12 protein-coding genes are annotated in these 12221 nt (G+C 64.1%); 7 read left to right on the top strand and 5 right to left on the bottom strand.

All coding sequences use genetic code 11. The features are described 5' to 3' along the window. Positions 1-27: 27 nt before the first annotated feature. The 4 genes from XH98_RS26375 to XH98_RS26360 all read right to left on the bottom strand — a co-directional run bounded on the left by XH98_RS26375 (position 28) and on the right by XH98_RS26360 (position 4489). On the bottom strand, positions 28-1101 hold the full coding sequence (locus XH98_RS26375; protein WP_271620365.1) for a malate/lactate/ureidoglycolate dehydrogenase: 1074 nt from the start codon (positions 1099-1101) through the stop codon (positions 28-30). 169 nt (positions 1102-1270) lie between these two features. Then, complete coding sequence (locus tag XH98_RS26370) at positions 1271-2182, bottom strand: NAD(P)-dependent oxidoreductase (RefSeq protein WP_271620364.1); 912 nt, start codon at positions 2180-2182, stop codon at positions 1271-1273. Positions 2183-2194: 12 nt separating this feature from the next. Next, positions 2195-3445, bottom strand: coding sequence for a Zn-dependent hydrolase (locus XH98_RS26365; protein ID WP_271601891.1), 1251 nt, complete (start codon positions 3443-3445; stop codon positions 2195-2197). 126 nt (positions 3446-3571) lie between these two features. Beyond that, complete coding sequence (locus XH98_RS26360) at positions 3572-4489, bottom strand: LysR family transcriptional regulator (protein WP_057753159.1); 918 nt, start codon at positions 4487-4489, stop codon at positions 3572-3574. A gap of 119 nt (positions 4490-4608) precedes the next feature. On the opposite strand from XH98_RS26360, the gene XH98_RS26355 reads away from it, so the two are divergent. From XH98_RS26355 to XH98_RS26330, 6 genes are all read left to right on the top strand, one after another. After that, positions 4609-5424, top strand: coding sequence for a putative hydro-lyase (locus XH98_RS26355; RefSeq protein WP_271601892.1), 816 nt, complete (start codon positions 4609-4611; stop codon positions 5422-5424). A gap of 85 nt (positions 5425-5509) precedes the next feature. Then, positions 5510-6754 carry an ABC transporter substrate-binding protein gene (locus XH98_RS26350; RefSeq protein WP_271601893.1) on the top strand — a complete coding sequence of 415 codons (1245 nt, stop codon included), beginning with the start codon at positions 5510-5512 and terminating at the stop codon, positions 6752-6754. A gap of 154 nt (positions 6755-6908) precedes the next feature. After that, positions 6909-7787, top strand: a complete 879-nt coding sequence (locus XH98_RS26345) for a branched-chain amino acid ABC transporter permease (RefSeq protein WP_057753786.1) — start codon at positions 6909-6911, stop codon at positions 7785-7787. Then, a complete protein-coding gene (locus XH98_RS26340; protein WP_220000850.1) occupies positions 7787-8770 on the top strand; it encodes a branched-chain amino acid ABC transporter permease in 984 nt (327 codons plus the stop codon). The genes XH98_RS26345 and XH98_RS26340 overlap by 1 nt, the downstream gene beginning before the upstream one ends. Next, a complete protein-coding gene (locus XH98_RS26335; protein ID WP_271601895.1) occupies positions 8767-9498 on the top strand; it encodes an ABC transporter ATP-binding protein in 732 nt (243 codons plus the stop codon). Before XH98_RS26340 ends, XH98_RS26335 begins: the two co-directional genes overlap by 4 nt. Further along, on the top strand, positions 9482-10186 hold the full coding sequence (locus XH98_RS26330) for an ABC transporter ATP-binding protein (RefSeq protein ID WP_220000852.1): 705 nt from the start codon (positions 9482-9484) through the stop codon (positions 10184-10186). Before XH98_RS26335 ends, XH98_RS26330 begins: the two co-directional genes overlap by 17 nt. A gap of 303 nt (positions 10187-10489) precedes the next feature. On the opposite strand, the gene otnC is transcribed toward XH98_RS26330, so the two are convergent. Next, positions 10490-11176: a 3-oxo-tetronate 4-phosphate decarboxylase gene (gene otnC / locus XH98_RS26325; RefSeq protein ID WP_271620363.1), complete on the bottom strand. Its 687-nt coding sequence runs from the start codon at positions 11174-11176 to the stop codon at positions 10490-10492. A 116-nt stretch (positions 11177-11292) separates the two neighbouring features. Between otnC and ltnD the strand changes: the two genes are divergently transcribed. Further along, the gene (gene ltnD, locus XH98_RS26320) at positions 11293-12210 is read left to right on the top strand and encodes an L-threonate dehydrogenase (protein ID WP_271620362.1); all 918 of its coding nucleotides are present in this window, start codon (positions 11293-11295) and stop codon (positions 12208-12210) included. Positions 12211-12221: the final 11 nt, after the last annotated feature.

Raw genomic sequence — 12221 nt, 5'->3', positions numbered from 1 at the left:
CGATTAAAACATAAGCTTCGGTCGTAGCTAGCCCGCGATCTTCTCGATCGCCGCCTGGTCCAGCCCGAACTTCTTTCCGGCCTCGATGATCTCGTGCCAGGTGGTCGGATCGACCGGAATGCCTTCCGCGAGCCGCTTCTTCTTGGTCTCGCGCTCGGGTTCACCGGCGATCTTGACCTTGTCGACGCCGGGGCCGGGAGGCGAGCCGGTGTGCCAGGCGACGAAGCTTTCGACCTCGCGTGCAAGATTCTCCGCGGTGCCGAGCTTGGCTGGATCGATGATGATCGAGAGCATGCCGTTGATGACGTTGTACTTGCCGTCTGACGGGCCCTTGACCACCTGTCCGCCGGAGAGCGCACCGCCAAGAATTTCGCAAACCAGCGCGAGCCCCGAACCCTTGTGTTCGCCGAATGGCAGGATGGCGCCGTATGGCGGGATCACGGTGTAGCGCGGATTGACGGTCGGCTTGCCCTCATGATCGATGATGGTGCCGGGCTCGAGCTCGGCGCCCTTGTTGTGGGCGACGCGGGTCTTGCCCTGCGCGATCCGGCTGGTGGCGAAGTCGAGCACGATCGGCTCCTTACCCCTGCGGGGAATGCCGACGCAGAACGGGTTGGTGCCGTGGCGCGCATCGCTGCCGCCCCAGGGCGCCACGATCGGGCGCGAGATCACGTTGACGAAGTGGATCGAGACGAGGCCGTGGTCGATGCACTGCTCGGCCCAGTGGCCGATGCGGCCGATGTGGTGCGAATTGGAGAGGCCGACGAGACACACGCCGTTCTGCTTGGCGCGCGCGGCCGCGAGCTCCATCGCTTCATGGCCGATCACCTGGCCGTAGCCGGTGAGGCCGTCGAGGGTGAGCAGCGGACCGGTGTCGAGCACGATCTTGACGTGCGCGTTCACGGCGAGGCCGCCATTGACGACGCTCTGGACATAGCGCGGGATCATGCCGACGCCGTGTGAGTCATGCCCCCTGAGATTGGCTTCGACCAAGTTGGTCGACACGAGCTCGGCTTCGCGGTCCGAGGAGCCGCCGGCCTTGACGATGGCGCGGATGGCGTTGGTGAGCGGCTCCGCCTTGATGGTGCGATAGTCGGCCATTGTTGTTGCTCTTATCCCTTCACGATTTGATGGGGGCGTAGGGTGGGTTAGCCCCGGGCTGCGCGAAGCGCAGTCCCTTGGCGTAACCCACCACTTCCGTCTCCGAGGAACCAAAGAGGTGGGTTATGCCTAGCAGATGCGCCCTGCGCATCTGCAGGGCTAACCCACCCTACGAATTCACGATCCGGCGGCAATGGACCCATGCCGCCTCAATCAGGTTCTCGCTCGCTTCCGGCGTGCGGAAGGCGGAATGCGCCGACAGCGTCACGTTCGGAATCTTCGTCAGCGGATGATTCGCCGGCAGCGGCTCGATGTTGAAGACATCTAAGCCGGCATGGCGGATATGGCCCGAGTTCAAAGCATCGATCATCGCCTGCTCGTCGACGATGGCGGCGCGCGCGGTGTTGATGAAGACGACGCCCGGCTTCATCTTGGCGATCTTCTCGCGGGTGATCATGCCGCGCGTCTCGTCGTTGAGCAGCAGATGCAGGGATACGACGTCGCTCCGCGCCAGCAGCGTGTCGAGATCGGTGAACTCGACGCCCGGATGGCTCTTCGGCGAGCGGTTCCAGGCGATCACCTTCATGCCGCTGCCGGACGCGATCCGTGCGACCTCCGCCGCGATGCCGCCGAAGCCGATCAGGCCGAGCGTCTTGCCGGTGAGCTGCATGCCGCCCTCGCGCAGCCAGTTTCCGGCGCGCATCTCGCGGTCCATCATCGCGATGACGCGGGCGGAGGCCCACATCAGAGCGACCGCGGATTCCGCCACCGCCGTGTCGCCATAACCCTTGATCAGATGCACGGAGATGCCGAGCTCGGCGAGCTCCTCCGGGTTCATGTAGCTGCGTGCGCCGGTGCCAAGGAATACGACGTGCTTCAGCCCCGTGCACTTCTTCGCAACCTCGGTCGGAAGCGCCGTGTGGTCGACAATCGCGATCTCGGCGCCGTCGAGGATCTCAGGATATTGCTCGGGCTTGATGTCGGGATCCCTGTGGATGCGAACCTTGGGATCACCGGGCTTCTCCAGCCGCTCCATGATGACGGCGAGCGCCTCATTGGCGTCGACGAAAACTCCGCGCATGTCTATCTCCGATCAGGATGCGACGCCGGCAACCGCCAGCACGGTGTGCATCAGCACGTTGGTGCCCGCGGCGCAGTCGGGCTGCGTGGCGTCTTCCAGCTCGTTGTGGCTGACGCCGTCCTTGCAGGGGACGAAGACCATCGCTGCCGGCATGATGGTGTTGAGGTTGCAGGCGTCGTGGCCGGCACCGGAGGTAATGCGGCGGGAGGAGTAGCCGAGCGTCTTGGCGGCATTCTCGACCGCGGCGATCAGCTTCGGATCGAAATGTGTCGGTGCCTTGCGCCAGACCAGATCGATCTTGACCTCGACCTTGCGGCGTGCAGCGATCTCGGCGATGGCGGCGCGTAAGTCCCGATCGAGCGCATCCATGATCGCGCCATCGGCGCTGCGGCAATCCATGGTGAAGGCGATCTCGCCGGGAATGACGTTGCGCGAGGGCTTTGCGATCACGGCTTCGCCGATGGTGCCGACGGCGTTTGGTCCGTGCTTCTTCGCGATGGCCTCCATTGCCAGCACGATCTCCGACAGTGTCGCCAGCGCATCGCGCCGCAGCGGCATCGGGGTCGATCCCGCATGGCTCTCGAAGCCGGAAATCTTGCCGTCGTACCACAGCACGCCCTGGCCGGAATCGACCACGCCGATGGTCTTGCCCTCGGCTTCGAGGATTGGTCCCTGCTCGATGTGCAGCTCGACAAAGCAGCCGAGTTTCAGGAAGCCGACCGGCTTGTCGCCGCGGTAGCCGATGCTGTCGAGCGCCTGGCCGACGGTGGTGCCGTCGATGTCCTTGCGCGACAGGATATCGTCGGTGGTGAAATCGCCGACGTAAGCGGCGGACGCCATCATTGCCGGTGCGAAGCGCGAGCCTTCTTCATTGGTCCAGTTGACGATGCAGATCGGCGCTTCGGTCTCGATACCGGCGTCGTTCAGCGTCCGGATCACCTCGAGCGCGCCGAGCGTTCCCAGAATGCCGTCATACTTGCCGCCGGTCGGCTGGGTGTCGAGATGCGAGCCGATGCCGACGGGCAGCTTCGACATGTCGCGGCCCTTGCGCAGGCCGAATTGCGAGCCGAGCGCATCGGTGTGAACCTCAAGCCCGGCGTCTTCGCAAGCCTTTCGGAACCAGTCGCGAACCTGCTTGTCTTCGCGGCTGAGCGTCAGCCGCCGCACACCGCCTTTGGCCGTCGCGCCGAATTGCGCGGTCTCGTGGATGGAGCCCCAAAGGCGGGCGGAATCGATTTGAAGGTTGGTCGCGGCTCGGCTCATGCGTCTCTTCCATTATTCGCTGTCATTCCGGGGCGATGCGAAGCATCGAACCCGGAATCTCGAGATTCCGGGTCTGGTGCTTGCGCACCATCCCGGAAGGACGGGAAAGGTTGTCCGGCGCCTTTTTCAATGACGCGCCAGCGCGGGCGCGTCAACCGCGAGGCTGCTCTGCGCAATCTGACATGCAAGCTCGGCGACGCGCTGCACTGCGACGACGTCGGGGGAGGCGAGCCAGCTCGCCGTGAATGTCAGCGGTGCGATCTGAAGGTCGGTGTCGAGCAATTGCAGCCGGCCGTCGGCGAGCTCGTTCTCGACGATGGCGTCGGGGATCACGGCGATGCCGAGGCCTTCCACCGCCATGTGGATCACGGTGGCGAGCGAGGCGGAGGCGTGAAGACGGATCGGCGGCAAGTCGGGCCGGTCGAACACCTCGCGTACCACCTCGTAGGGCCTGGTCTTGCGCGGGAAGGTGATGATCGGAAACCGCGCGAGATCGGCGAGCGTGACAGGCCCGTGGCCAAGCCCGAGTGACGGGCTGGCGAGAAAGCCGATCGGATAGTCGGCGAGCATGCGGTTGTGCACGCCCGAGGCCGACAGCGGTCCGACCACGAAAGCGAGCTCGATCTCTTGCGCGAGCAATCGCGCGGTGAGGTTCGGCGTGATGTCGACCTCGATCTCCAGCGACAGGTTCGGATAGATCTCGTTGACGCTCTTTACCAGCCGCGGCAGCCAGGTGTGCACGATGGTCTCGGCGACACCGAGCCGCATCACGCCGCGCATGGCAGAGCGATCGCCGATCTCGGCCATCATCGCGGCGCGCAAGCCGATCAGCTTCTCGGCGTAGACCATCATCTGCCGGCCGCTCGGGGTCGGCGAGGCCACGCGATGGTCGCGGTTCAGGAGCTTGACGCCCATCTCGCGTTCGAGCTGGGCGATGCGTTGGGAGATCGCCGGCTGGGTGGTATTGAGCCGCGCCGCGGCGCCGCGGAAGCTGCCGAGCTTCACAACCCAGAGGAAGGTTTCGATCGACCTGAAGTCCAGCATTGGAAGGATTTTCCCGATCGATAAAGTTACTTTATCGATATCGATTAAAAAGGACGATTAGACTTTATAGTATGCTTGATGTTGGCTAGGCTTGTCGAGTTCATAGGCAGGTCGATGAAATGACTGTTTTGGTGGCAGTGCAGCAAACTGAAACGCCCGACACGCTCCCGAGCCGCCAGGCGCGGCTGGCCTATCGCGGCGGCCAGGTCGGATCCACCGCAGGGGTCGCCCCTGGCTTCGTCCAGGGCAATCTGGCGATCCTTCCCGCCGAATACGCCAGCGCCTTCCACCGCTTCTGCCAGCTCAATCCGAAACCGTGCCCGATCATCGGCATGTCTGATGTCGGCAGCCCCTACATCCCCGCGCTTGGCGCCGACCTCGACATCCGCACCGACGTGCCGCGCTACCGTGTCTGGCGTGACGGCGAGGTCGTGGACGAGCCTACCGATGTCACCAGCTATTGGCGCGACGATCTCGTGACCTTCGTACTCGGCTGCTCGTTCTCGTTCGAAGAGGCGTTGCTCGACGAGGGCATGCCGATCCGTCACATCGAAGAGAACGTGCGCGTTCCGATGTACCGCACCAACATCGCCTGTGGCGAAGCAGGGCCGTTCGCCGGCCCGATGGTGGTCTCGATGCGTCCGTTCAAGCCGGCCGATGCGATCCGCGCGGTGCAGATCACCTCGCGCTATCCGGCCGTGCACGGTGCCCCCGTGCATCTCGGCCATCCGCATTTGATCGGCATCAAGGATATCGCCAAGCCTGATTATGGTGATCCCGTACCTGTTGCCGATGACGAGATTCCGGTGTTCTGGGCCTGCGGCGTGACGCCGCAATCGGTGATCAACGCCGCCAAGCTACCTTTCGCAATCACGCATTCGCCCGGCTTGATGCTGGTGACGGATCTGAAGAACAGGAACATGGCCGTGATTTAGTAGGCAGCGTTTGCTGCTTCTTCGGGCTTTACGCAGTTTGCCAATCGTTTCATTCGATACGCGCGAATAACAGGGGACTTAGCCAATGACGATCACTCGCCGCGACGTTCTGCTCGGAGCCACCGCCGCTGCCGCACTGCTGCCGCTAGCCGCACGCGCGCAAACGTCCGAGGTGGTGATCGGCGCGACCTATCCCCTGTCGGGTGCCGGCGCCCAGGTCGGTGTCGATGCGCAGCGCGCATTCGAGACCGCAATCGACATCATCAACAACGATCAGGACTTCGTCCTTCCGCTGGCAAAGGGCGTCGGCTTGCCGGGTCTCGGTGGTGCCAAGATCCGCATGGTGTACGCCGACCACCAGGGCGACCCGCAAAAGGGACGCGCCGAAGCCGAGCGACTGATCACCCAGGAGAAGGTTTGCGCAGTGCTCGGCTCCTATCAGAGCGCGGTCGCGGTCACGGTCAGCCAGATCTGCGAGCGTTACCAGGTCCCGTTCCTGTCGGCGGACAATTCCTCGCCCAGCCTGCATCGCCGCGGGCTGAAGTACTATTTCCGCGCTTCGCCGCATGACGAGATGTTCTCGGCGGCGATGTTCGACTTCCTCGACTCGATGAAAAAGAAGGGCGTCAAGGCCGATACGCTGGCACTGTTCCACGAAGACACGATCTTCGGCACCGACTCCGCCAACGCCCAGACCAAGCTCGCAACCGAGCGTGGCTACAAGATCGTCGCCGACATCAAGTACCGCGCCAACTCGCCGTCGCTGTCGGCTGAAGTCCAGCAGCTCAAGGCCGCCAATGCCGACGTGTTGCTGCCCTCGAGCTACACCACGGACGGCATCCTGCTGGTCAAGACCATGGCCGAGCTCGGCTACAAGCCGAACGCGATCCTGGCCCAGGCGGCCGGCTTCTCCGAAAAGGCCCTTTACGATGCCGTCGGCGACAAGCTCGACGGCGCGATCACCCGCGGCAGCTTCTCGCTCGATCTCGCCGCCAAGCGGCCGATGGTCGGCAAGATCAACGATCTGTTCAAGGCGAAGTCGGGCAAGGATCTCAACGACAACACGTCGCGGCAATTCATGGCGATGATCGTGATTGCGGACGCCATCAACCGCGCCAAGTCGACTGACGGCGAGAAGATCCGCGATGCGATGGCTGCAACCGACATTCCGGGCGAGCAGACCATCATGCCTTGGAAGCGGGTCAAGTTCGATGACATGGGCCAGAACAACGACGCCGATCCGGTGCTGCTGCAATATATCGGCGGCAAGTTCGTTACCATCTTCCCGGCGCAGGCGGCGGTAGCCGAAGCTGTCTGGCCGATGAAGTGAGGAAAGAATCGGAAGCTCGCACGATAGCTTCCGATCCTGGTCATGGGGAGTAAGGCGGAGGGCCGCGTCGGCTAAGACGAGGGCACGCCCGTCCTTTGCGATGCGCGTTCGATGTCGCCCCTCGGGGTGAGGGCTTTTTCTGGGGGACAAGTTGCTGACAGTCGAAACCATTGTCCAAAGTCTCGCGAGCGGCCTGTTGATGGGCCTGCTCTACGGACTGATCGCCGTCGGCCTCGCGCTGATCTTCGGCCTGATGGACGTCACGAACTTCGCCCATGGCGAGTTCCTGATGATCGCGATGTACGCGTCCTTCTTCCTGTTCGCGTTTTTCGCCATCGATCCCTTGCTCTCGGCACCGCTGGTCGCGGCTGCGATGTTCGTGTTCGGCGCGGTGATCTACCTGTTGATCGTACGGTTCGCGATGCGGGCCAAGACCAATGCCGGCATGGTGCAGATCTTCACCACGTTCGGTCTCGCCATCGTCATGCGCGGACTGGCCCAGCTGTTCTTCACGCCGGACTATCGCAGCATTCCGCAGTCCTGGCTCGGCGGCAAAACCGTCTCGGTTGCGGGCATCTTCCTGCCGGAGCCCCAGCTGGTCGGTGCGCTGGTCTCGATCGCCGCCTTTGCCGGCCTCTACTTCTTCATCCATCGCACCGATTTCGGCCGCGCGCTGGAGGCTACGCGCGAAGATCCCGGTGCGGTCGCACTGGTCGGCATCGACAAGAACCGCGTCTTCGCATTCGGCTGGGGCCTTGGCGCTGCGCTGGTCGGTCTCGCCGGCGCGATCATGGCGGTGTTCTTCTATATCTACCCCGACGTGGGCGCGTCCTTTGCGCTGATCGCCTATGTCACGGTGGCGCTCGGTGGCTTCGGCAGTGTGTTCGGCGCCTTTGCCGGCGGCATCATTGTCGGCCTGGTTGAAGCGGTCACCGCCCTGATGCTGCCGCCGTCGCTGAAGTCGGTCGGCATCTATGCCGTGTACCTGCTCGTCGTCTTCATTCGGCCGCGTGGCCTGTTCGGGTCGATGTGATGGACAAGAATTTTGCCGCGCGGCGCCGCCGCGATCTCATCATTGCCGCGGTGCTGGCCGCGCTTGCCGCGCTCGCGCCGCTGTTCGTCAAGAACGTCTATGTACAGAACATCCTGGTCCTGACCTTGATGTATGCGGCGCTGTCGCAGAGCTGGAACATCCTCTCCGGCTATTGCGGACAGATCTCGCTGGGCCACGCGCTCTATTTCGGCATCGGCGCCTACACCACCGAGCTGCTGTTCACCAAGTTCGGCGTGTTGCCATGGTTCGGCATGCTGGCGGGCGGCGGGATCGCGGCTGTTATCGCGATGGGGCTCGGCTATCCCTTCTTTCGCCTCCGCGGCCATTACTTCGTGATCGCGACCATCGTCATCGCCGAGATCGGGCTCCTGCTGTTCCAGAACTGGGAATGGGCGGGCGCTGCGATGGGGATCACCATTCCGGTACGCGGCGACAGCTGGCTGAAATTCCAGTTCATGCGCAGCAAGCTGCCGTATTTCTATTTCGCGCTGGCGCTGTGCTGCATCGCCTGGTTCGTCACCTGGTGGCTGGAGGACTCCAAATGGGGCTTCTGGTGGCGCGCGGTCAAGGACAATCCGGAAGCGGCCGAGAGCCTGGGCGTCGTCGTGTTCAATTCCAAGATGGGGGCGGCGGCGGTCTCCGCGTTCCTCGTCGCCGTCGGCGGCGCCTTCTACGCGCAGTTCCTCGCCTATATCGATCCTGAAAGCGTGATGGGCTTCCAGTTCTCGCTGCTGATGGCGCTGCCGGCTGTGCTCGGCGGCATTGGCACGCTGTGGGGGCCGGTGCTTGGCGCGGCCATCCTGATCCCGATGACGGAGCTGACGCGCTCCTATATCGGCGGCTCCGGCCGCGGCGTGGATCTCATCGTCTACGGCACGCTGATCGTCTTGATATCGCTGGCGCTGCCGCAGGGACTTGTGAGCCTGCTCTCTCGTTCGAAAGCGAAAGGAGCCACGCGATGACCGCGCTCCTTGAAACCCGGGGCGTCTGGCAGCGGTTCGGCGGCCTCGTCGCCAACAGCGATGTCTCAATCTCGGTCGGTCGCGGCGAGATCGTCGGCCTGATCGGTCCCAACGGCGCCGGCAAGTCGACGTTGTTCAATCTCATTGCCGGCGTTCTGCCGCCGACGCAGGGCTCGATCTGGTTCGACGGCGAGGACGTCACCCATCTGCCGGCGGCCGAGCGCTGCCAGCGCGGGGTGGGGCGCACCTTCCAGGTGGTCAAGAGTTTTGAGACCATGACCGTGATCGACAACGTCATTGTCGGTGCGCTCGTCCGCAACACGGTGATGCGTGAGGCGCGCCGCAAGGCGCACCAGGTGCTGGAGTTCACCGGCCTTGCCGCGCGCGCCGACGTGCTCGCGAGCGATCTGGTGCCGGCCGAGAAGCGCCGTCTCGAAGTCGCCCGCGCGCTCGCGACCGAGCCAAAGCTGCTGCTGCTCGACGAGGTCCTCACCGGCCTGACGCCGACCGAGGCGCAGACCGGCGTGGCACTGGTGCGCAAGGTGCGCGATGCCGGCATCACGGTGTTGATGGTCGAGCATGTCATGGAGATCGTGATGCCGCTGGTCGATCGCGCCATCGTGCTCGACCTCGGCAAGGTCCTGGTCGAGGGCAAGCCTTCTGAGGTCGTGCGCGATCCCAAGGTGATCAAGGCATATCTGGGAGATCGTCATGCTGTCGGTGCATGAAATCACGACCGCCTATCAGGGCCTGGTCGCGATCTCCGCGGTCAGTATCGAGGTCAGCAAGGGCGAGATCGTCTGTGTCGCCGGGGCCAACGGTGCCGGCAAGTCGACGCTGCTCAAATCGATCGCCGGTGCCGAGCGTCCGCGCTCGGGCACCGTGACCTTCGACGGCAAGCTGCTCAACGGCATGGCGCAGCATCACATCACGGCCGCTGGCATTGCCTATGTGCCGGAGAACCGCCGCCTGTTCCCGCGTCTGTCCGTGCGCGACAATTTGCGCCTCGGCAGCTATCTCTATCGCGGCGAGGCCAACCGCGAAGAACCGCTCGATCTGGTCTTCAAGCTGTTTCCGCGCCTGTCCGAACGGCTCGAGCAGCGCGCCGAAACGCTCTCCGGCGGCGAGCAGCAGATGCTCGCCATTGGACGCGCCTTGATGACACGGCCGCGGCTGTTGATGCTGGACGAGCCCTCGCAGGGCATCATGCCCAAACTGGTCGACGAGATTTTTCAGGCGGTGAAGCTGATCCGGGATTCCGGCATGACCGTCCTGATTGTCGAGCAGCGCATGGCCGAATGCCTGGAGATCGCCGACCGCGCCTACATCCTGCAAACCGGCCGCGTGCTGATGCAGGGCCCGTCGGCGGAGATCAAGGGCAATCCGGACGTGCGCAAGGCGTATCTGGGGCTGTAGCCGCCAGGGCTGCCTCCACAATCGTCATCCTGAGGTACCGCGCCCTTGCGCGCCTCGAAGGATGCGCCGCACGCGCCTGTAGCCCATCCTTCGAGGCTTCACCTTGCGATGCAAGCGCATCGCAAGGCTCGCACCTCCAGCGACAACCGCTTCGCGGTTGCGCGGGGATGACGGCGGTGGGTGTGGTGGGCGGCCATCGCCACATCCTCCGTCATTGCGAGCAGCGAAGCAATCCAGAGTCTCTCCGCAGAGGCATTCTGGATTGCTTCGCTGCGCTCGCAATGACGAGGAGAGAGCTGGGCTCTAATGCTCGTGCTCGTGCTCCGGCAAAGTCACCCCGAACACCTGCACCAGATCCTTCACCTGCTCCGGCGATAAATACCGCGGGTTCAACCCGCGCAGCAGCAGATACAGCTTCGCCGTTTCCTCCAGTTCCTCCGTCGCGAACACGGCCGCTTCCAGCGTGTCGCCGGCGACGACAGGGCCGTGATTGGCGAGCAATACGGATGAATATTTCCCGGCCAGCCCCTTGATCGCATCGGCCACCGCAGGATCGCCGGGGCGGTAATAGGGCACGAGCGCGGTGGCGCCGCATTTCATGAGGTAATAGGCCGTCATCGGCGGCAGCGCGGCGCGTGGATCGATCTCCGGCAGCATCGAGAGCGCGACCGAATGCGTGGAGTGCAGATGCACGATCGCCCGTGCGCTTCCGCGCGTGTCGTAGAGCGCGGTGTGCAGTGGAACTTCCTTGGTCGGCGCGTCGCCCGAAACCAGCCGGCCCTGCTCGTCCAGCCGCGACAGCTTTGCCGGATCGAGGAAGCCGAGCGAGGCATTGGTCGGCGTCACCAGCCAGCCGCCGCCATCCAGTCGGACACTGATATTGCCTGATGAGCCCGGCGTCAGCCCGCGCTCGAACAGGGACCGTCCGAACCGGCAGATATCCTCGCGTAGCCTTGTTTCAATGCTCGTTTCGGTTTTCATGGCCGTCATGCCTGCTTGTCTCACGCTTTGGCAGCGCGGCCAAGCCGTGTTATTCGAGATCACGAGCCGCCGCAAAGGCGGTCCTCCAGGAAACGTTCGCAAGGTCTAGTTGAAGGGTCAGTTGCATGTCCGCCTCCACGACACAAAATCAGCGCATCGCCGTCATCGGGCTCGGCTCGATGGGATATGGCATGGCGACCTCGCTGAAGCGGGCCGGCCACACGGTGACCGGCTGCGACGTTTCGGCTGATGCGGTTGCGCGTTTCGTCAAGGATGGCGGGGCCGGAGCCGCGACGCCGGCCGAGGCGGCCAAGGGCGCCGACATCGTCGTCAGCGTCGTCGTCAATGCGGCGCAGACCGAGACGATCCTGTTCGGCAAGGACGGCGTCGCCGAAACCCTGCCAAAGGACAGCGTCTTCATTTCCTCCGCCACCATGGATCCTGACGTCGCGCGTCGTCTCGCCAGGCAATTGGAAGCGACCGGCCGGCACTATCTGGATGCGCCGATCTCCGGCGGCGCGCAGCGGGCGGCGCAAGGCGAGCTGACGATCCTCGCCTCCGGCAGTGCGGCCGCCTTCGCCAAAGCGCGCCCCGCGCTCGATGCCATGGCGGCCAAGCTCTACGAGCTCGGCGATGCCGCAGGCCAGGGCGCCGCGTTCAAGATGATCAACCAGCTGCTTGCCGGCGTCCACATCGCGGCTGCCTCGGAGGCGATGGCGTTTGCGGCCAAGCAAGGCCTCGACATCCGCAAGGTCTATGAGGTGATCACCGCATCCGCGGGCAATTCCTGGATGTTCGAGAACCGCATGCCGCACGTGCTCGACGGCGATTACACGCCGCGCAGTGCCGTCGAGATTTTCGTGAAGGATCTCGGCATCATCCAGGACATGGCGCGCAGCGCCAGATTCCCGGTGCCGGTCTCGGCCGCCGCGCTGCAGATGTTCCTGATGACCTCAGCCGCAGGCATGGGCCGCGATGACGACGCGTCGGTGGCGCGAATGTATGCGCAGGTCACCGGCGTCAAGCTTCCCGGCGACAAGTAAGAGGATCTGCA

This window comes from Bradyrhizobium sp. CCBAU 51745, from assembly GCF_028128715.1.
Classification (GTDB): Bacteria; Pseudomonadota; Alphaproteobacteria; order Rhizobiales; family Xanthobacteraceae; genus Bradyrhizobium; species Bradyrhizobium manausense.
This window is presented reverse-complemented; position numbering and strand designations above follow the sequence as displayed.

Coding starts and splice junctions, on each gene's coding strand:
- ltnD (WP_271620362.1), top strand. CDS start 11,293: ATGTCCGCCTCCACGACACAAAATCAGCGCATCGCCGTCATCGGGCTC.
- XH98_RS26350 (WP_271601893.1), top strand. CDS start 5,510: ATGACGATCACTCGCCGCGACGTTCTGCTCGGAGCCACCGCCGCTGCC.
- XH98_RS26340 (WP_220000850.1), top strand. CDS start 7,787: ATGGACAAGAATTTTGCCGCGCGGCGCCGCCGCGATCTCATCATTGCC.
- XH98_RS26335 (WP_271601895.1), top strand. CDS start 8,767: ATGACCGCGCTCCTTGAAACCCGGGGCGTCTGGCAGCGGTTCGGCGGC.
- otnC (WP_271620363.1), bottom strand. CDS start 11,176: ATGACGGCCATGAAAACCGAAACGAGCATTGAAACAAGGCTACGCGAG.
- XH98_RS26365 (WP_271601891.1), bottom strand. CDS start 3,445: ATGAGCCGAGCCGCGACCAACCTTCAAATCGATTCCGCCCGCCTTTGG.
- XH98_RS26375 (WP_271620365.1), bottom strand. CDS start 1,101: ATGGCCGACTATCGCACCATCAAGGCGGAGCCGCTCACCAACGCCATC.
- XH98_RS26355 (WP_271601892.1), top strand. CDS start 4,609: ATGACTGTTTTGGTGGCAGTGCAGCAAACTGAAACGCCCGACACGCTC.
- XH98_RS26370 (WP_271620364.1), bottom strand. CDS start 2,182: ATGCGCGGAGTTTTCGTCGACGCCAATGAGGCGCTCGCCGTCATCATG.
- XH98_RS26330 (WP_220000852.1), top strand. CDS start 9,482: ATGCTGTCGGTGCATGAAATCACGACCGCCTATCAGGGCCTGGTCGCG.
- XH98_RS26360 (WP_057753159.1), bottom strand. CDS start 4,489: ATGCTGGACTTCAGGTCGATCGAAACCTTCCTCTGGGTTGTGAAGCTC.